The organism is Halobacillus sp. Cin3 (genome assembly GCF_947311855.1).
In the GTDB taxonomy this organism is placed as follows: domain Bacteria; phylum Bacillota; class Bacilli; order Bacillales; family Halobacillaceae; genus Halobacillus; species Halobacillus kuroshimensis.
In genome coordinates this window covers 201899-220178 of sequence record NZ_CAMZMV010000004.1, presented here as the reverse complement: position 1 = coordinate 220178, position 18280 = coordinate 201899, and the positions used below count along the sequence as shown (strand labels likewise).

The following is an 18280-nucleotide window of genomic DNA, read 5'->3' as shown; positions in this document are numbered from 1 at the left end:
GAATAGTTGCCCTGGTGAGTCGGTCCCTTCAACCATCCAGACAAAATGGTGTGGGATGGTTATCCTCTGAATCATTACTTAAGATCCATAGCTGCTTGTTCTGCTGAGAGGTCTGCCCTTTTATCTGTCCCTTCCCCCTGATTCTCCCCCTCGTGTTTAGGTTCCTCATCACTTACAGGGATATCGATGTATTCTTGATCGTAGACAGATTCTGCGTTCTCTGTGACGTCCTTTCGGATAGTTTCATCATTTGTTGCTTGATTTTGAATCTCTACACTTATAGGCAAATATTTGAACATTCGACGGATAACAGTTTTCTTCGCCATTTCTTCGTAATCTGTCTGCCAAGGACCGAACTTCCCAGCCTTTGATCGTTCTTTCACCTTGTCTACATCGTTTTGACTGAAGACTTCGAACTGATACCCACCATCTTTAAAGTGAGCAACCGAATAAACGAATGTCATTTCTCCTCTATCGCCTGTAGAAGGCTTGTGAATGAGTTTGGGATGTAACCCTAACTCATACTCAAATTCATCATTCTCATGAACTGTGTGTGCATAAATGCTTTCTATATGACCAGATCTCCGAGCAAGGTCAATCATTCCTTTGTAGCCGATGATGAATTGAACATCTGTTTCTTTCATCTTGCCGTTGTAGAATGGCACCAGATAACAGTGACCAATCAGCCCTGGCTCAAGCCCGAGTTGTGCTGCTTGCATGACCGCTCCCATCAGAGAGGGAATAGAGCATTCAAGTAACTTTGGATTTTGGCGGATAGTGGTCATAGCTATACGCCCTAGGCGATCCGCGTCCATGTGCTTTGGAAGGGCCCGTTCAAACTCTGGACCCATTTTCTTCAGATAAGCTTGGATAGTATTCACTTGGTTATTCGATTGTTGTGGAGCAGTGTTTTTGTTCTTCTTATTAGCTAGTTGGTTCTTTGCCGTACTATTTGTGGCCATTATTTAGCCTCCTTGAATTTCAATGGTCTAGACGAGCTTATTTTTGAATATTCTTCATATAGATCAGGTTTTTCAGCCTTCAATCGTTTGGAATCAACCGTACGGCGTTCTTGATTTTTGAAAGTCACTACATATTGATTGGTGAAACCTTTTTCAAAAGTTGCTAGCTTTTGCTTCAAGCGATTTTCATATTCATTCTTCTTAGTCTTTAAATCTTTTTCTTCCAGCTTAATTTGCTTCAGTGCTTCAAGGAGCTTATCTGATTCGGAATCCATTTCTGTTTCCGTGTCAGGATCCGCATCTGGATACATCGCTTTAATGAAATCAACAGATGCATCTGATCCATCGATCTCCGGTGGGACACGCTTCAAGACATTCTCTTCCCAGAAGTCTTTTTCTAATGCGATGAGGTTTTCAATCAAATCTTCATCACGTTCAATTTTCTTATGAACGAATTTGTTTCCGCCTATTAGAACGGCTATCCACCAAGCATCAGCTCCTGTAACAGCCATATAATGCTGACATTGAAGGAGATAAGCCATAGGGATTTCCTCGTCATCCCATTCATCCTTGAGGTACTCGCTGGCCGTCTTACATTCAAGCCCTTCGTTTTTGCCGACAATAAGGCGGTCAACATTGGCGAGCATCCATTCATGTTCAGGATGTTGAAGAATCGCATTACGTTTTCGCACTTTAAGGCCTGTCCGTTTACTGAATTCCTGAGCGACAGTAGATTCCATGACGTTGCCCCAATAAGCAGCTTCTCCACTAGATGATTCTGACTTCACTTCACCTATTTTCTCCATATATACAACGACCGGGGATTTCCATTTATTGAACCCTGCTATAGAGGCTGCATCAGAACCTCCGATCCCTTTCCTTCTAGATTCCAACCATTCTTGTTCTTCCATTTCTGCTGTACTTTGCAAAACTTGAGCTTTAACTCCCATATTGGACCTCCTCAGGATTTCTGATATAATGTTGTCAAAGAACTTTTCCAAAGAGACTCACGTGCCAGCGTGGTCTTTTTTTATGCCTTTCTTTCTTCAGCACCCAGAACTTCAAGAGCTTCTCTCGTTTCCGCCAGGAGAGTTTCTTTAAGAAAAAACTCCTCATTTAATATATAAATCTGGTCTCCTTCGAACACTTCATTACCCATAGCATCCAAACCAATATGCTCCGGCTCAGTTACCCCTTTTGGAAAACCCGTCCTTTCGACCTGTTTAATCACTGGATGATTCATTATTTCACCTACTTTCTGATGCCAGCGCATCGTTGAAGCCAGGAACGTGGGAAGGACGTTTATTAGGAAAGGAGGATTCGTTCCTGACCTCAACGACAGGCTGACCTGTCGCCCTCCATACCTTGCTAGTCAACTAACATGCATGGTATATTGGATTTACCAATTCAATTCACCTATAGTCATCTGGACGGCCATCCAGGTGGCTATTTTTATGTCTTAACTTCATAAACTCACTCCTAAAGTTCAGCTGCGAATGTGAGATAGCAAATCAGAAAACTTACTATGAACAGAAGCAGAATCGTCACGTCCAAACCTGTAAGCTTATTCATAGGCATGCTTCACAATCGCTACTGTGATGACTTGAGATTCTAAATCAACGGATAACTTTCTTAAGCGATCTATGTTTTGCTTCCGCTCTTGGAGCCACTCCAACTCATTTACAATTGTTATCATTCTTGTAGAAGTCGCCCTTGCACCGTGATAACTCTTAATCGTAAAAGGTTCTTCAAGTTCGTCCGTTAGCCTCCAAAACTCTTTGGTTAAACGGACTGCCCTTCCGATATCCTCCGGTAGATAATTGTCCAAGTTATTCATGACATGACATACCCCCTTGATTGCAGTTTTCTGTAGTGATTCTCCCAAAGCTGATTCCAATTAAGACCGTACTCTTCACAGAGAGTAGCTACATATGCTGTGGAAGCTCCAATGACATCAATCACCTCTTCAGCTGACTTCTCTATGTCCTGAAGTTCGAATGACTGTGTAAAAGAGGGCTGCTTCGTCAATGTGACTTTCTGCATCGCTTCTATAGCTTCTTGAAGTTCTTCGATGGCCTTTTCTCTAACAGAAGACCTGTGAAGGTCAACAGCAGGACCATCCAACTTCGTTACTCCCCACCCGGTATATTCTTTTGCGGCTTCCAAAGCCAACCAAGGATTGTTGTATGTCTTTGTGAAGTGCTGCAGGGTTGATGGTGGAATCTTCCGCTCCCCATTCTCCTGCTTGGTTATATACTCCCTGGACTGGAAAATATCCATGGACAATTGCTGCTGTGTTTTTCCACTTTGCACCCGGGTAGCTTTCATCATCCGAGCCGCTTTACTGTTCTTCATTGCAACCTCTCCTTTGTACCGCTGTAGGTACCATTATTTGGTGGTTATGGTGTTATTCTTAAGTTGAGTTAAACAACAGAAAACACTTTTGCATCTTTACCAGCGTTCTTTTCAACCCATTCTGTGTTTTCATTGATCCACTCAAGGAATGACTTAGAGGGAATCTTAGGATGAGAAAATCCTTTGATTTTCGGTAATATGCTCATTAACTCCGAAGTCTTGTTTTGTCCAATATCTAAAATCTCTTTGACATCATCACGAGAAAGAATTAGTGGAAGTGTTGGCTCGCTGGTTCGTTCCATTTTGGTTGCTAATTTTTCAGCCACTTTTTCAGCAATGATTTCATAGAACTGATTGTCGAATTCAACTTTCAATTAAACAACCTCCTCAAATTTAAAGTCGTTAATATTAATTTTGAATTGAATAGCCATTTCTTTGACTACTTGAATATAAATTTCAACTAGTCGCTTTTCTTCAGCGATGACGTCCAGCTTGTTGATTTTTTGAACGTAGGATTTAGACATTCCTTGAGCAGCTGCCCTTTCTTTTCGATTGGTCAATCGAATATCTAACCGGCAACCAGCTCTCTTTTCCAACCGGTCATAACTGAGTTGGATAACACTCCGGTATGGATCAACGCCTGTCCAATTTTTGGCGATTTTTTTCAAAATGACTTTTACTTTGTCACGCCATGCAATGTTGTCCATCGAAACGATATTAGAAATGGTATTAACTTCACCCTCCAATTGAGTGACACGCTTCTCTTGTTTCACCATTTGGTTTACAGCGCCTTGGAGAATTTCAAGTTGTGTGCTAGGTGGATTCAATTGATACGACCCATTCTTTCTAATAGAAGGAAGAATTTCTGAGGTGATCCATTTCCGGAAACTCTTCGCTTCTGGTTTTCGACTGTCGAGAATCACATCGTAAAGACCATCTTCATTAACGAAGGTTGCTTGTTGGGTTCTCCCTAGCGTGTCTTGGATGGGGTGATTTGAAATCACGTCATCATCTAATCGTCTTCTTACACCTGCAACCTGTCCCAGTTCTAAAATTTCGCAAACATCTCTTAATAGAAACAAAGGTTCTTGATCATGCTCCATGATTCTGAGTTGGTGACCATTGAACATTTCAGATAGTTGCTCCATTAAATGACCTCCCGTGAATTGTTTTTACGCTTAACGCTTAATGAATCTTCAAAAAAAATTCGAACATCTACATCTAATGCTTTAGCTATTTCTTGAAGACTCTCAACGTTCGGTTGCCTTTTACCTTTTGATATACCGTAGTACCAGGCAACAGTTTTTCCGCACCTCTTAGCGATGTGTGTCTTAGTAACACCTTTGCTTTTACGAATATCTTCTATCTTTTCATAAACAGGTTTCATTGTTTCAACTCCTTTAATTAAGCGTTTCGCTTAACTTGTTCCCATTATAAATTAAGCGAAACGCTAAAGTCAACAATATTTATTGAAAAAATACGCTTATCGCTTAAATAGTTAAACGTATCGCATAAAAATGGTATCTTTTAGATGAGGTGATTCGAGTGTCCGTTTTAAGCAATAGGTTAAAAGAAGCTAGGAATAGAGCTGGCTACAAACAAATAGAAGCAGCTAAAAGGATAGGGATCTCGAACGGGACACTCTCCGGATACGAAAGAGAATATAGAGATCCGGATACAGAGACGTTAGAGAAAATGGCGGAAGTGTACGATGTTTCAATTGATTGGTTACTAGGAAGATCGAATAAGCCCGGTCTGTCTGAAGATGAGGAATTCCAAGCTTTTGCTAACAACCCCGAACTACAGAGGTTCTATGAGGAGCTCCCTAAATCTGATGAAGAAGATTTAGAGAAGCTGCGTGCTATGTGGGAAATTATTAAAAAGAAAAAGTGAAAATATGGGATATCAATCCTCATTGATATAGAGATATCTATTAAAAAGGGGAGTATTATAAGTGAAAAGATTTGGACCTATGCTAATTGTTTTTTTAACGTTGTTTTTAGTTGCGTGTAGTAGCACCGAATCTTCTGGTAACCAGGGAGAAGAAAGTAATAAAGAAGACAGTGGATCTACAGAAGTAACAGTGGACTCAGTACTAGAAGCGTTCCAAGAAGCTAACTTAGAAGCAGAAAAACCTACTGAAATGAAAGCTGACGACTTCGGAATGGCTCCTATGAAATCAGACGAAGCAAAAAGATTTCTAATACCCTCACTAGGAGCGGACTCTGGTGGGAGAATTTTCAGCTTCGAAAATAAAGATGACCTTGAAGAAATGAAATCATATTATGATGATTTAGGGAAAGAAAGTGCGATGCTTTATTCTCATACTGCTGCAAGAGAAGATATTCTAATTCAAGTTAATGGTGAGCTTGAAGGTGAGGAATTTAATAAGTATAAAGAAGTTTTAAATGCAGTTGGTTCTGGTAGTATTCCTAAGTTTGAAAAGCAAATAGAAATTACTTTCCAAGAGGCACAAGAAAATGATGCCGTTAAAGATGATTACGGAACTTATGAAATTGTAAACACATCCAAACCAGAACAAAGTGAATTTAAGAGCGGTCCTTTAAAATTCACGGTTAATAAAGTCCTGTTAGCGAGGTTTAAGCCAAATCAAGATAGTAAGTCTTTTTTTGATCAAGAAAACCTTAACTTGGCAATTGCTTTAATTAACTCAGAGAACACCTCTGAAGACACAGTTAGTTTCCATCCATTCTCTGCAAAAGTAACTACTAACACCAAAGGTCAATATGGGGCACAAGATATGCTAAATAAAGGTGAATCTGAGCATATTGGGCAAGTAAAACAAGAATTTATAATCCCGTATAATCTAGAAGATGAGGATTTATCACAGATAGAAGACCTCACTTTTTACTTTGATGGAATTGCAAAAGATGCATCGACGGTTGGAGAAGACGTTGAAGTACCAGTTACATTTGAGTAAGCGTGTATTACACGCTTTTCTTTTTACCACAAAACCGAACATACGTTCCGAAAGGCGGTTTTTTATGAATTACACATCGTTAGAGAGTTATGTACATAAGCTGCTCCACTCCATCCAGATTACGACTCCAGACGAAATAAATATCAACAAGATCGCTCACAATCTGGAAATTGAATTGAATTATTGGAACAACCCAAGCGAAGCTCTGATTGTAGGTAATGAAAAATACATCTTTCTGGATAAGAGAGCCTCACGTAAAGAACAGGTCTTTAAGTTCGGGCATGAACTCTCACATGTCCTAATGGACTGCGGCCAACAGTATGGCATGCCCGAATTATTCAGGGAATACCAGGAATGGAAGGCTGATAATTTCGCCTACCACCTTTGTGTGCCTACCTTCATGTTGGAAAATATGGATATTCCATTCAACATATACAAGGCTACCGATCTTGTTTGCAAAAATTTCAATGTGACTATAGAGGTGGCAGTGAAACGATTAAAGCAATTCGAAACTAAGAAGCAAGAAGATTATTTTCAAAGCATAGCAAAGAAAAATTGTACCGAAAAAGACCGCATTCTTAATTTATGGTACTAACAGGAGGTGTACTTATGGCGTCCTTTAAAAAAGTAAAAGCAAAAAACAAGAAAGGTTATACGTGGAAAGTGACTGTTGAAGCTGGTCGAGATCCGCGTACTGGGAAACGGAAGCAAATCGTCCGAAGAGGGTTCACCACAAAAACTGAAGCTGAAGCTGCAGTCACACAAATTCAACACGAATTGAATAATAAACAGTTCATTAATGATTCAAAACTTACTCTCAGTGAGTACATGGATCAATGGCTGGACCTTTACGGCAAACGGAAATTGAGGGAAACCACATTCGATAGTTATAAGAGAGCTATTGACTATCGATTGCTGCCACAAATGGGGGATGTTCAACTATCCCTCATTACAGCTCCACTCTGCCAAAAGTATATTAATGAATTGCTGGACGAGGGTTTGTCTGAAAGGTATGTAGAATATATATCAGTCATTCTTCATGGTGCATTGAAAAAAGCGGTGGAATGGGAGCTGCTCACAAGGAATCCTATGGAGAAGGTTGATATCCCTAGAGGGAGAAGAAGGAAACACGTTACTTGGTCAACTGATGAGATTGAGCGATTCCTTCATTTTGCTAAGTATGAAAATCTAAATTATTATGCGGTATTTTTAACGTTTATCTACACTGGACTTCGTAGAGGTGAGTTATTGGGGTTGCAGTGGGGAGATATCGATTTGGATGATGAGTGTATTAATGTGAACCGAAACCTCATCTATGATCAGAAAGGATTCCGATTTGGAGAATTAAAAAATGAATCTTCTTACCGGACAATAAAGATTGATGATTATGTAACCAATGAAATACGGCAGCATAAAACAAAACAAAGCGAATTCAAGTTGATCTTAGGTAAAGAATACGATAAAAACTATAATTTGGTCTTCTGTCGAGAAGATGGCCGTCCGATTTACCCTAGAACTTTGACCACTATATTCAATCGACTAATCAAAAAGGCTGACGTAACCAAAATACGGCTTCATGATTTGAGACATACTCATGCCTCCCTCATGCTTGAAGCTGGCAACTCATTAAAAGAGGTCCAGGATCGTCTTGGTCACAGAAGTATAAAAACGACTGGAGATATTTATGCTCATGTAACTGATAACATGAAGAATGAATCTGCTCAAAAGTTTGGAAATTACCTCAGAAAAAACATATGAGTGGTCAAAATGTGACCACTCATGTGTTTCCCTCTTTAAAAACACTATCGCTTAGGCGTTAAATACGTAACGCACTCCACATGACTCGTCTGTGGGAACATATCCACCGGCTGGACTTCCTTCGTCTCATAGCCGCCATCTTCCAGCACCTTAAGATCTCTCGCAAGCGTCGATGGATTACAGGACACATAAACAATACGCTCCGGTTCCATATCAAGCATCGCCTTCAACAGCTCTTCGTCACAGCCTTTACGCGGTGGATCGACAACGATCACATCTGGACGAAGCCCCTGGTTGCGCCACCATGGCATCAGTTTTTCTGCTTCACCAACGAAGAAGTCTGCGTTGTCCATCTTGTTGAGACTCGCATTCTTTTTCGCATCGGTGACGGCTTCCGGTACGATTTCAACGCCATACACCTTTTTAGCTTTCTGGGCGAGGAAAAGAGAGATCGTTCCGATACCGCAGTAAGCGTCAATAACGGTTTCGCCGCCTCTAAGATCCGCATATTCCAACGCTTTATCATACAACGTTTTCGTCTGAGTCGGATTGACCTGATAGAACGATTTTGGCGAGATCATGAATTTGATGTCACCGATTGTATCGTAAATGTACTCATCGCCCCAGAGGACGCTCGTTTCTTTTCCTAAAATGACATTCGTTCTCGCGCTGTTCACGTTATGAACGATGGATTTCACATTTGGAAATGCATCACGGATTTCATTGATCATTTCATCTTTATGAGGCAGTTTTTTCGTTTTCGTTACGATAACGATCATAATGTCATTCGTGTTCTGTCCAGTACGCACCATGATGTGACGCAGCACACCGCGGTGGGTCTGTTCGTCATAGGCATCCAGGCCGTGCTTGGATGCGATACGGCGTACGGTTTCCACCATGCGGTCGTTCACTTCGTCCTGAATCAGACACGTATCCATATCAATGATGTTGTGGCTGCGCTTTTGATAGAAGCCGGTCATCAACTCACCGTCTTCCTTCTGGCCGACCGGGATCTGCACTTTATTGCGGTAGCGCCACGGATCTTCCATCCCCATCGTCGGGTGGACAGGCACATGCTCCATGTGTCCGATTTTCTTCATGTTGTCTTTGACCTGCTTCTGCTTCATATCGAGCTGCATCTGGTAGCTCATATGCTGAAGCTGACAGCCTCCGCACTGATAAAATACATCACACGGCGGCTCCACACGGTGTTCACTTTCCTCCCTCACCTCCAGGAGCTTCCCGAATCCGAAGTTCTTTTTCACTTTCACGACCTTCACATCAGCCGTTTCGCCGGGAAGGCCATACGGTACGAAAAGCGGATAGCCATCAACTTTCCCTACCCCATTGCCTTCATGGGTCAAATCCTCAAACGTCACTTGTATCGTCTCATTCTTCTGTACAGGCGGCTTCACCTTCGCCATCATTCATCCGTCCTTTATCTATATACTCTAACCGTAGTTTATCATATCTTTTAGTGCGGAGTCGCCCCGATAAGCTGCGACAAGCATAAGAACGCCGATTATGAAAAGTGATCTTCCTTTTCACAATCGGTGGACTTATGACCTCGAGCAGCTGGGCGACGCAGCCGGATAACACTAAGTGCGGAGTCGCCCTGATAGCTGCGACAAGCATAAGAACAGCGGAACTGAAAAGCGTTCTTCCTTTTCAGAGCCGATGGACTTATGACCTCGAGCAGCTGGGCAGCGCAGCCGGATAACCCTAAGTGCGAAGTCGCCCTCGCAGGCTGTTTATAGAGACCTGCCGACTTCCACCTCAAGCATTCTCCACACGAGCACTTAAAACAAAAGAAAAGAACGCCACTGTTCCAACAGCAGCGCTCCCCCTTATTCTTCTTCCTTGAACTTATCTTCCGGGACAAAAAACTCCAGATGCCTGTATAAATTGACAAATTCCCCGGGCAATAATCCACCGAATTCCCCGTCAATATTCAGCTGCATCTTTTCATCCGTCTTCACTTTTACACGGCTGGCCGTAGTATGAATGAACTTCGGATGGTTCAGGTGGTTCCCCTGAATCGCGAGTGTGGCCAGACGGGCAAACTCGGCGACGTTCATTTTTTCAATGATCATCAGGTCAAACAGGCCGTCGTCCATACGTGCGGACGGAGCCAGCTTTTCGAGTCCGCCGACCGAGTTCGTGTTACTGACGAGAAACAGCATGATTTCTCCTTCATACCATTTGCCGTCGTATTCGATCTCGACACGGGTCGGGCGGATCGATGGCAGCATCTCGATGCCTTTCAAGTAATAGGCAAGCTGACCGATCATCGTCTTCAGTTTACTTGGCACTTCATAGGAAACTTCGGTGATCTTTCCTCCACCGGATATGTTCATAAAATACTGGTCGTTCACGCGTCCGATATCGAGAGGGTGGCTGTAATCCTCAAGGATGATATCGACGGCTTTATGGATGTTTCTTGGGATGTGCAAGGCACGGGCAAAATCGTTGGTAGTCCCGACTGGAATGACGCCGAGCTTCGGTTTATGGTCCTGTTCGGCAAGTCCGTTGATCACTTCGTTAATGGTTCCGTCGCCTCCTGCGGCTACAACGACGTCGAACTCCTGCTCGACGGCATAACGGGCGGCCTTGACGGCATCACCGGCACACGTTGTGGCATGCGCGGAGGTTTCATAGCCGGACTGTTCGAATCTCTGTAAAATGTCCGGGAGAACCTTGCGAATGAGTTCTCGTCCAGAGGTCGGGTTATATATAATTCGGGCACGTTTCATCATATGACCCCCTTTATCCAAGCTTGTTCCATCATACATCATATCTTTTTTTCCTGTTTTTGCAAACTTTATTTAGTATATGACCGTTCGTCCTAAACCATACGAAAGCACGCACCCGGGAGTGCGTGCTTCGTCCCTCTATAATTCAGTCCAGGCTTCGGCTCAGCGCTTATCCATTTCTGCCAGAATGATTTTGTTTACCATCGGCGGGTTGGCCTGGCCTTTGGTTTCCTTCATGACCTGGCCGACGAGGAACCCGAGGGCGCGGTCTTTACCATTTTTGTAGTCTTCGATGGACTGCGGGTTGTTGTCCATGATTTTCACGATGATTTCCGTCAGCTGGCCTTCATCGGAAATTTGGACAAGTCCTTTATCCTTAACGATTTTCTCTGGATCGCCGCCGTTTTCCACAAGTTCTGTGAAGACTTTCTTGGCGATTTTAGAAGAAATCGTACCGTCTTCGATCAGCTGAATCATTCTAGCCAGAGATTCAGGTGTCAAAGCAAGGTCAGACAATTCTTTATAGTGCTTGTTCATGTAGGCAGATACTTCACCCATCATCCAGTTGGATGCCTGTTTCACATCAGCACCCTGGCCAATCGCTTCTTCGAAGAAATCGGACAGTTCCTTGCTGTTTGTGAGAACCATCGCGTCATAGGCCGGCAGCTCAAGCTCCTCTATGTAACGCTTCTTACGGGCATCCGGAAGCTCAGGGATTTCCGCGCGGATGCGTTCTTTCCACGCCTCATCAATGTAAAGCGGGACAAGATCCGGCTCTGGGAAGTAACGGTAGTCATCAGAACCTTCCTTCACACGCATCAGGATCGTTTCCTTCGTCTGCTCGTCATAACGACGGGTTTCCTGAAGGATTTCGCCGCCTTTCAGCAGTTCCTGCTCCTGACGCTTCTCTTCGAATTCCAAACCTTTTTGAACGAAGGAGAAGGAGTTCAAGTTTTTCAGCTCGGTTTTTGTACCGAATTCTTCCTGACCGATCGGACGGATGGAAAGGTTGGCGTCACAGCGTAGGGAACCTTCTTCCATCTTACAATCAGAAACGCCTGTGTACTGGATGATGTTTTTCAGCGCTTCCAGATAGGCGTACGCTTCTTTCGGAGAACGGATATCCGGCTCGGATACGATCTCAACAAGCGGGGTGCCCTGACGGTTGTAGTCGACAAGGGAGTAGCCGTCGTCACTGTGCGTCAGTTTACCGGCATCTTCTTCCATGTGAAGACGGGTGATACCGATGCGCTTTTTCTTTCCATCGACCTCGATGTCGATGTAGCCGTTCTCTCCGATCGGCTTATCAAACTGGGAAATCTGATAAGCTTTCGGGTTGTCCGGGTAGAAGTAGTTTTTACGGTCGAACTTCGTGTCTTCCGCAATGTCACAGTTCAGGGCCATGGCAGCTTTCATAGCGAAATTTACCGCTTCTTCGTTCAGCACCGGAAGAACGCCCGGGTACCCGAGATCAATCGGGTTGACGTTCGTATTCGGGTCATCTCCGAACATGTTCGGAGACGGACTGAAGATTTTGGATTCGGTTTTCAGTTCTACGTGGACTTCAAGTCCAATGATAGTTTCAAAATTCATGAGCGCGCACCTCCAAGGGACGGGCGTTGGGTATGGTAATCGGTAGCCTGCTCGAAGGCGTGAGCGGCACGGTAGACAGTACCTTCATCAAAGTGTTTCCCGATGATCTGCAGTCCGATCGGCAGTCCTTCACTGGAGAAACCGCAAGGAATGGAGATACCAGGAACACCGGCAAGGTTGACGGGTATCGTCAAAATGTCATTGGCATACATGGTCATTGGATCGTCCACTTTGTCGCCGACTTTGAAGGCTGGTGTCGGCGTTGTCGGTCCAACGATGACATCGTAGTCTTCGAACACTTTTTCGAAATCGTTCTTAATAAGGGTACGTACCTGCTGGGCTTTCTTGTAATACGCATCGTAGTATCCGGAGCTCAGTGCGAATGTTCCAAGCATGATCCGGCGTTTCACTTCGTCACCGAAGCCTTCTGCGCGGGAACGCTTGAACATATCCAGCATAGACTCCGCATCTTCGGCACGCTTGCCGTAACGGACACCGTCAAAGCGGGCCAGGTTGGCAGACGCTTCTGAAGAAGAAAGCAGATAGTACGTGGAAAGCGCATATTTGGAGTGCGGCAGGGAAACTTCTTCCCATGTCGCGCCCATTTTTTCGTATTCTTTCAGGGCTGACTGAACCGCTTCTTTCACCTCAGGAGCGACACCTTCGGCAAGGTATTCCTTCGGTACAGCGATTTTCAAGCCTTTCACATCACCTGTAAGAGACTCTGTGTAGCTTGGCACTTCTACATTGGCAGATGTAGAGTCCATTTTGTCATGGCCGGCAATCGTTTCCAGAAGGAACGCGTTATCTTCGACATTGCGTGTAATCGGCCCGATCTGATCAAGCGAGGATGCAAAAGCGACCAAGCCGAAACGGGACACACGGCCGTATGTCGGCTTCAATCCGACCACACCACAGTAAGCGGCCGGCTGACGGATGGAACCACCGGTATCGGAGCCAAGGGAATAAGGGACTTCGCCTGCAGCAACAGCAGCTGCAGAACCACCACTGGATCCACCTGGGACATAATCCGTGTTCCACGGGTTACGCACAGCAGCGTAGCTGGAGTTTTCGTTGGAAGAACCCATTGCGAATTCGTCCATATTCAATTTACCAATCGTGACGGACTTCGCGTCGTTCAGCTTGTTCACAACGGTTGCGTCATACAATGGATCGTTCAGGTTGGACAAAATCTGGCTTCCTGCTGTCGTGCGAAGCCCTTTCGTTACGATGTTGTCCTTCACGCCGATGGGCAGACCGAACAGCTTCTCCGCTGCTGTTCCACGCTCAGCATCCAGTTCTGCTGCTTTCGTCATGGCAGCTTCTTTATTCAGTGTGATGAAAGCCTGGATCTCTTCATCCACTTCGTCAATGCGCTTGTAGGATTCCTCTACAAGGTCAGTGACGGAGATTTCTTTATTATGTAGCTTCTCCTGAAGCTCTTTTAACGTGTACTCAAATAAAGACATCGTTGAACCTCCTTATTCCAAAATGGATGGGACTTTGAATTGTCCGTCCTGTTTGTCTGGTGCATTTTTCAGTGCATCATCCTGGGTGATCCACTTCTTCGGCTCGTCCTTACGCATGACGTTTTTAAGGTCAAGGACGTGGGTTGTCGGCTCAACGCCTGTTGTATCAAGCTCATTCAGCTGCTCAGCGTAGGTAATAATGTCATCAAGCTGCTTTGTGAATGTTGCTGCTTCTTCATCCGTGATCGCAAGACGCGCAAGATTCGCGACGTGCTTCACTTCATCTTTACTGATTCTGGACATAATGCGACCTCCATTTCGATCTCACATAATATATGATCATACCAAATTTAAGAATCCATTTTCAACGTACGTAACACACCTTTTCTATCTTAACATATCCACCGCCCCCTGTCTTTTTCCGTGCGGATGGAAATTACCTGCCGTTTCTGACAGAAAATTGAACAAGAGGACAGGCGGCTTTTCCTTTGATGGAAGCCTCCTCTAACGTAAAAAATCCCCGGTCCAGCGACCGGGGATTTTACTCAAAGCGGTTTAGCGTTTCGCCGCTTCATTGAATTCTTCAATGATTTCTTTCGGCGGTGTACCCATCAGACTGACGATCACTGTGGCAAGGGTGCTCAACAGGAATCCTGGTACGATTTCATAAAGATCGAAGATACCGCCGCTCAGGAAGTCACCCCAGATGACAACAGTGACGGCACCGACGATAATACCGGCGAGCGCCCCGTTACGGGTGATGCCTTTCCAGAACAAGGACAGGATGATGATCGGACCGAAAGCGGCACCGAATCCAGCCCATGCATAGGATACAAGTCCAAGAACGGTGCTGTCCGGGTTACCGGCAAGAAGCACGGCAATCAGAGCGATACCGGCTACGGCAACACGTCCGACCCATACCAATTCTTTTTCTGTAGCGTTCTTACGGAACAACGCTTTGTAGAAGTCCTCTGCCAGTGCAGAAGAAGATACAAGAAGCTGAGAGTCAATCGTACTCATGATCGCAGACAAGATGGCTGCCAATAGAATACCCGCAATGATCGGGTGGAACAGAATTTGAGAGAACGTAATGAAGATCTTCTCAGAGTCGGCAAGCATCTGGATGCCGCCTTCTGTAATGACTTCCGCATTAAACGTGGACAAGTCCGCTACATCAGCTGTATTGATGTAGGCAAGTCCGAACAAGCCGGTGAAAATGGCACCGTATAGGCCAAGCACCATCCATCCGATACCAATCAGACGGGCTTTCGGTACATCCTTAGGTGAACGAAGCGCCATAAAACGAACAAGAATGTGCGGCTGACCGAAGTAACCAAGTCCCCAGGCCAGTGAGGAAATGATAGCCAGAGCACCGACACCCTGCACCATGTTCAAGTGGGATGGATCAATTTGGGCAACAGCGTCTGTCGCTGCGTTCCATCCACCAAGCTCAGATACAGCCACAATCGGCACAGCGATAAGAGCAAGGAACATCAGAATTCCCTGTACGAAGTCTGTCCAGCTTACAGCCAGGAAGCCTCCAAGGAACGTATAAGAAATAGTTACGATCGCGCCGAGCCATAAAGCCTGTGTATAGCTTAAGGCAAATGAAGCTTCAAACAGCTTCGCACCGGCGACCATACCGGAGGAAGTATAGAAGGTGAAAAATAATAGAATGACAAATGCAGATATAACACGTAGCACGTGGGAGTTGTCACGGAAGCGGTTCTCAAGATAGTCAGGAACTGTAATCGAGTCATTCGCAACCTCTGTAAATACACGAAGACGACGCGCGACAAACTGCCAGTTTAAGTAGGCACCGATTGCAAGACCGACACCGATCCACGCTTCAGACAATCCGGAAGCATAAATCGCACCCGGCAGGCCTAACAGCAGCCAGCCACTCATATCAGAGGCACCGGCGGATAGTGCGGCTACTCCTGGTCCTAAACGACGACCGCCTAAGACATAATCGGATAAATCAGATGTCAGACGATATGCGGCAAATCCGATACCCAGCATACCGATTAAATAAATAATAAACGTTATTAACGTTGCAGTACTCATGGTTTGTTATTCGCTCCTCTCAGTGAATAGGGAAATAAGTGATAGAATGATTAGTATTGGCATTGGGACAAACAACCAGAACCAGGTCGCCCCGGCGATGGATGCTGATGCTGCAGTCGCGAGCTCAAACAAGTGATTCACCTCCTTCAAGGCTTGTCATATACAATGTTATGCATTTGTACCGACTTATGGTTCTTGAGTCACAGAGACTCAGGGAAACCAAACACGGATACAACTATATCATATAACTTTTGACTGAACATTGCAAAAATTTACATATTTTGACCTATTTGAATAAATATCCGCTAATCACGCATAAAAATGCGTATATACGATGTTTTAATGATATTCATTCACAAAATTTCTTCAAAAAAATTTCATCACTTTGGTTAAAATAGGGAATTATCCCCCTTTTCTCTGCCTCTTTAGTATGTACCTCTGCCTTATAAAAAAACCCTTCTCTTATGTTGGATAAAAGAAGGGTGCGCCCTGTGCTTTACAGCATCTCAGACGACGTTTTGCCCTGCATGTGCTGCAGCAGGTAGTCCGGCCCACCCGCTTTGGAGTCGGTTCCGGACATATTGAATCCGCCAAACGGATGATACCCTACAATAGCTGCTGTGCACCCGCGGTTGAAATACAGGTTCCCAACATGGAAGTCTTCCCGTGCTTTTTCAATATGGTCACGGTTGTTCGTAATGACCGCCCCCGTCAGGCCATAGTCTGTATTGTTCGCGAATCGGACAGCTTCATCAAAGTCCTTGGCTTTCGTAAAACCGACGACAGGACCGAAGATTTCTTCCTGCATGATTCGTGCATCTGGAGCAAGATCGGCAAAAACCGTCGGCGCGACAAACCAACCTGTACTGTCATTCCCTTTTCCGCCGCACATTAAACTCCCTTCTTCTTTCCCAATGTCGATGTAGCTTAAAATCTTGTCGTACGCCCCCTGGTCGATGACCGGACCCATATAACGGCTGTTATCAGAAGGGTCCCCGTAGCTGATGCCCTCCTTCGTCTTCTGGACGACACGGTCAAGAAGGTCATCGTAAATAGCCTCATGCGCAACGACACGGGAACAGGCGGAGCATTTCTGACCGGAAAAACCAAAAGCAGAATACGTAATGGCATCCGCAGCCAGTTCAAGGTCGGCATCTTCATCTACGATAATGGTATCCTTTCCGCCCATCTCAATAATCGTCCGCTTCAGCCATTTCTGTCCCTCATGAACCTTCGCTGCCCGTTCGAATAAACGGGTACCGACTTCACGAGATCCCGTGAAGCTGATGAAGCGTGTGCGCGGATGATCCACAAGGTAATCCCCGACTTCCTTCCCGCTTCCTGGAATGTAATTGATAACACCTGCAGGAAGACCGGCTTCCTCAAGCACCTCCATCATTTTATAGGCAATGATAGGAGTGGCACTGGCCGGTTTCAATAGGACGGTGTTACCGGACACCATGGCGGCGACTGTTGTCCCACACATGATGGCAAACAGGAAGTTCCAAGGAGAAATGACGACACCGACGCCGAGTGGTATGTAGTGGAACCGGTTGTTTTCAATCGGACGGGAGTTCACTTCGACTCCTTTATCTATTTCAAGCATTTGACGCCCATAGTACTCCAGGAAATCAATCGCCTCGGCTGTATCTGCATCAGCTTCCTTCCACGGCTTTCCGGCTTCCTTCACGAGATGGGCCGTGAATTCGTGCTTCCGGCGGCGGACAATGGCCGCCGCCCGGAAAAGAATATCTGCGCGGTACGACGCCTTCGTCTTCCGCCACCAGTCAAACGTCTCATCAGCCACCTGGTGGGCTTTCTCAGCCAGGTCCTGATTCGCTTTCGACACTCGGCCGATTACTTCTTTTTTATTGGCGGGATTGACGACTTCGATCTTCTCGTCAGTCATGATCCGCTCCCCGCCGATGATTAACGGATAATCTTTTCCAAGGTCTGCCTCCACCTGCTTCAATGCAGCCTGCATGGCTTTTCGATTTTCTTCTAACGCGAAATCTGTGAATGGTTCATGTTTGTAAGGGACCACCATAAAAAAACGCCTCCTTGAAAATAGATGGATGTACGCTTTGTAATTTTAAGAAAATTACAACAATTAACGTTTCCACAATTATTCTACCGCACCTGTGTGCCTTATTCAAACGGAATAAACCGTTCTAACAGGCTCTCAAGGCTGTGTCACTCAACTGTTACACTCATGCTTCGAATTCCTAAAACATCTTGCTTCATGCTTGCCTTTCCTCTCGATGACATTCCCATTTCTTTCGTTTGTTTATGAGGTACGGTTTCAGCTTGTTGAGAAACTCCATGTTTTTTCTGGCTCTTCAGGACTGCAGACCATTTTCTTTCCGATTCGGAATCTTGGTC

General features: G+C 45.0%; 19 protein-coding genes. 4 read left to right on the top strand and 15 right to left on the bottom strand.

Features of this window, described 5'->3' with window-relative positions:
- Window positions 1-74 precede the first annotated feature (74 nt).
- The 8 genes from recT to QMA39_RS14115 form a co-directional block, all read right to left on the bottom strand.
- On the bottom strand, window positions 75-962 hold the full coding sequence (gene recT, locus QMA39_RS14150; protein ID WP_281659103.1) for a recombination protein RecT: 888 nt from the start codon (window positions 960-962) through the stop codon (window positions 75-77).
- Window positions 962-1912 carry a lambda-exonuclease family protein gene (locus tag QMA39_RS14145; RefSeq protein ID WP_281659102.1) on the bottom strand — a complete coding sequence of 317 codons (951 nt, stop codon included), beginning with the start codon at window positions 1910-1912 and terminating at the stop codon, window positions 962-964. The genes recT and QMA39_RS14145 overlap by 1 nt, the downstream gene beginning before the upstream one ends.
- A gap of 80 nt (window positions 1913-1992) precedes the next feature.
- Window positions 1993-2205 carry a hypothetical protein gene (locus tag QMA39_RS14140; RefSeq protein ID WP_281659101.1) on the bottom strand — a complete coding sequence of 71 codons (213 nt, stop codon included), beginning with the start codon at window positions 2203-2205 and terminating at the stop codon, window positions 1993-1995.
- A gap of 321 nt (window positions 2206-2526) precedes the next feature.
- Window positions 2527-2799, bottom strand: coding sequence for a hypothetical protein (locus QMA39_RS14135; RefSeq protein WP_281659100.1), 273 nt, complete (start codon window positions 2797-2799; stop codon window positions 2527-2529).
- Window positions 2796-3317, bottom strand: a complete 522-nt coding sequence (locus QMA39_RS14130; protein WP_281659099.1) for a helix-turn-helix domain-containing protein — start codon at window positions 3315-3317, stop codon at window positions 2796-2798. Before QMA39_RS14130 ends, QMA39_RS14135 begins: the two co-directional genes overlap by 4 nt.
- A gap of 68 nt (window positions 3318-3385) precedes the next feature.
- Complete coding sequence (locus QMA39_RS14125) at window positions 3386-3691, bottom strand: hypothetical protein (protein WP_281659098.1); 306 nt, start codon at window positions 3689-3691, stop codon at window positions 3386-3388.
- Window positions 3692-4465: a BRO family protein gene (locus QMA39_RS14120; protein WP_281659097.1), complete on the bottom strand. Its 774-nt coding sequence runs from the start codon at window positions 4463-4465 to the stop codon at window positions 3692-3694.
- A complete protein-coding gene (locus QMA39_RS14115; RefSeq protein ID WP_281659096.1) occupies window positions 4465-4704 on the bottom strand; it encodes a helix-turn-helix transcriptional regulator in 240 nt (79 codons plus the stop codon). Before QMA39_RS14115 ends, QMA39_RS14120 begins: the two co-directional genes overlap by 1 nt.
- A gap of 158 nt (window positions 4705-4862) precedes the next feature.
- Between QMA39_RS14115 and QMA39_RS14110 the strand changes: the two genes are divergently transcribed.
- The 4 genes from QMA39_RS14110 to QMA39_RS14095 all read left to right on the top strand — a co-directional run bounded on the left by QMA39_RS14110 (window position 4863) and on the right by QMA39_RS14095 (window position 8016).
- Window positions 4863-5210: a helix-turn-helix transcriptional regulator gene (locus QMA39_RS14110; protein WP_281659095.1), complete on the top strand. Its 348-nt coding sequence runs from the start codon at window positions 4863-4865 to the stop codon at window positions 5208-5210.
- A gap of 61 nt (window positions 5211-5271) precedes the next feature.
- Window positions 5272-6258, top strand: coding sequence for a hypothetical protein (locus tag QMA39_RS19705; RefSeq protein ID WP_348646619.1), 987 nt, complete (start codon window positions 5272-5274; stop codon window positions 6256-6258).
- 64 nt (window positions 6259-6322) lie between these two features.
- Entirely contained in the window at window positions 6323-6853 is a 531-nt protein-coding gene (locus tag QMA39_RS14100; RefSeq protein WP_281659094.1) for an ImmA/IrrE family metallo-endopeptidase, read from the top strand.
- Between the two features lie 14 nt (window positions 6854-6867).
- Window positions 6868-8016: a tyrosine-type recombinase/integrase gene (locus QMA39_RS14095; RefSeq protein ID WP_281659093.1), complete on the top strand. Its 1149-nt coding sequence runs from the start codon at window positions 6868-6870 to the stop codon at window positions 8014-8016.
- A 44-nt stretch (window positions 8017-8060) separates the two neighbouring features.
- Here the strand turns inward: QMA39_RS14095 and rlmD are convergent, their stop codons facing one another.
- The 7 genes from rlmD to pruA all read right to left on the bottom strand — a co-directional run bounded on the left by rlmD (window position 8061) and on the right by pruA (window position 17945).
- Window positions 8061-9440 carry a 23S rRNA (uracil(1939)-C(5))-methyltransferase RlmD gene (gene rlmD, locus QMA39_RS14090; RefSeq protein WP_281659092.1) on the bottom strand — a complete coding sequence of 460 codons (1380 nt, stop codon included), beginning with the start codon at window positions 9438-9440 and terminating at the stop codon, window positions 8061-8063.
- A gap of 423 nt (window positions 9441-9863) precedes the next feature.
- Complete coding sequence (locus QMA39_RS14085; protein WP_206933908.1) at window positions 9864-10769, bottom strand: diacylglycerol kinase; 906 nt, start codon at window positions 10767-10769, stop codon at window positions 9864-9866.
- 162 nt (window positions 10770-10931) lie between these two features.
- Window positions 10932-12362, bottom strand: a complete 1431-nt coding sequence (gene gatB / locus QMA39_RS14080; protein ID WP_281659091.1) for an Asp-tRNA(Asn)/Glu-tRNA(Gln) amidotransferase subunit GatB — start codon at window positions 12360-12362, stop codon at window positions 10932-10934.
- Complete coding sequence (gene gatA, locus QMA39_RS14075; RefSeq protein WP_027955739.1) at window positions 12359-13831, bottom strand: Asp-tRNA(Asn)/Glu-tRNA(Gln) amidotransferase subunit GatA; 1473 nt, start codon at window positions 13829-13831, stop codon at window positions 12359-12361. The genes gatB and gatA overlap by 4 nt, the downstream gene beginning before the upstream one ends.
- Window positions 13832-13843: 12 nt before the next feature.
- Window positions 13844-14134, bottom strand: a complete 291-nt coding sequence (gatC, locus tag QMA39_RS14070) for an Asp-tRNA(Asn)/Glu-tRNA(Gln) amidotransferase subunit GatC (RefSeq protein WP_160839217.1) — start codon at window positions 14132-14134, stop codon at window positions 13844-13846.
- A gap of 252 nt (window positions 14135-14386) precedes the next feature.
- Window positions 14387-15898 (bottom strand): sodium/proline symporter PutP, encoded by a 1512-nt coding sequence (gene putP, locus QMA39_RS14065; protein ID WP_027955737.1) that lies wholly within the window; start codon window positions 15896-15898, stop codon window positions 14387-14389.
- A gap of 496 nt (window positions 15899-16394) precedes the next feature.
- Window positions 16395-17945, bottom strand: coding sequence for an L-glutamate gamma-semialdehyde dehydrogenase (gene pruA / locus QMA39_RS14060; protein ID WP_206933906.1), 1551 nt, complete (start codon window positions 17943-17945; stop codon window positions 16395-16397).
- Window positions 17946-18280: the final 335 nt, after the last annotated feature.

What these genes read in the sequence shown, in the direction of transcription:
- QMA39_RS14135 (WP_281659100.1), bottom strand. Translation starts at nt 2,799, where the DNA reads ATGAATAACTTGGACAATTATCTACCGGAGGATATCGGAAGGGCAGTC.
- QMA39_RS14120 (WP_281659097.1), bottom strand. Translation starts at nt 4,465, where the DNA reads ATGGAGCAACTATCTGAAATGTTCAATGGTCACCAACTCAGAATCATG.
- QMA39_RS14140 (WP_281659101.1), bottom strand. Translation starts at nt 2,205, where the DNA reads ATGAATCATCCAGTGATTAAACAGGTCGAAAGGACGGGTTTTCCAAAA.
- QMA39_RS14100 (WP_281659094.1), top strand. Translation starts at nt 6,323, where the DNA reads ATGAATTACACATCGTTAGAGAGTTATGTACATAAGCTGCTCCACTCC.
- QMA39_RS14145 (WP_281659102.1), bottom strand. Translation starts at nt 1,912, where the DNA reads ATGGGAGTTAAAGCTCAAGTTTTGCAAAGTACAGCAGAAATGGAAGAA.
- pruA (WP_206933906.1), bottom strand. Translation starts at nt 17,945, where the DNA reads ATGGTGGTCCCTTACAAACATGAACCATTCACAGATTTCGCGTTAGAA.
- recT (WP_281659103.1), bottom strand. Translation starts at nt 962, where the DNA reads ATGGCCACAAATAGTACGGCAAAGAACCAACTAGCTAATAAGAAGAAC.
- QMA39_RS14085 (WP_206933908.1), bottom strand. Translation starts at nt 10,769, where the DNA reads ATGAAACGTGCCCGAATTATATATAACCCGACCTCTGGACGAGAACTC.
- gatC (WP_160839217.1), bottom strand. Translation starts at nt 14,134, where the DNA reads ATGTCCAGAATCAGTAAAGATGAAGTGAAGCACGTCGCGAATCTTGCG.
- QMA39_RS14115 (WP_281659096.1), bottom strand. Translation starts at nt 4,704, where the DNA reads ATGAAACCTGTTTATGAAAAGATAGAAGATATTCGTAAAAGCAAAGGT.
- gatA (WP_027955739.1), bottom strand. Translation starts at nt 13,831, where the DNA reads ATGTCTTTATTTGAGTACACGTTAAAAGAGCTTCAGGAGAAGCTACAT.
- QMA39_RS14130 (WP_281659099.1), bottom strand. Translation starts at nt 3,317, where the DNA reads ATGAAGAACAGTAAAGCGGCTCGGATGATGAAAGCTACCCGGGTGCAA.
- putP (WP_027955737.1), bottom strand. Translation starts at nt 15,898, where the DNA reads ATGAGTACTGCAACGTTAATAACGTTTATTATTTATTTAATCGGTATG.
- gatB (WP_281659091.1), bottom strand. Translation starts at nt 12,362, where the DNA reads ATGAATTTTGAAACTATCATTGGACTTGAAGTCCACGTAGAACTGAAA.
- rlmD (WP_281659092.1), bottom strand. Translation starts at nt 9,440, where the DNA reads ATGGCGAAGGTGAAGCCGCCTGTACAGAAGAATGAGACGATACAAGTG.
- QMA39_RS14095 (WP_281659093.1), top strand. Translation starts at nt 6,868, where the DNA reads ATGGCGTCCTTTAAAAAAGTAAAAGCAAAAAACAAGAAAGGTTATACG.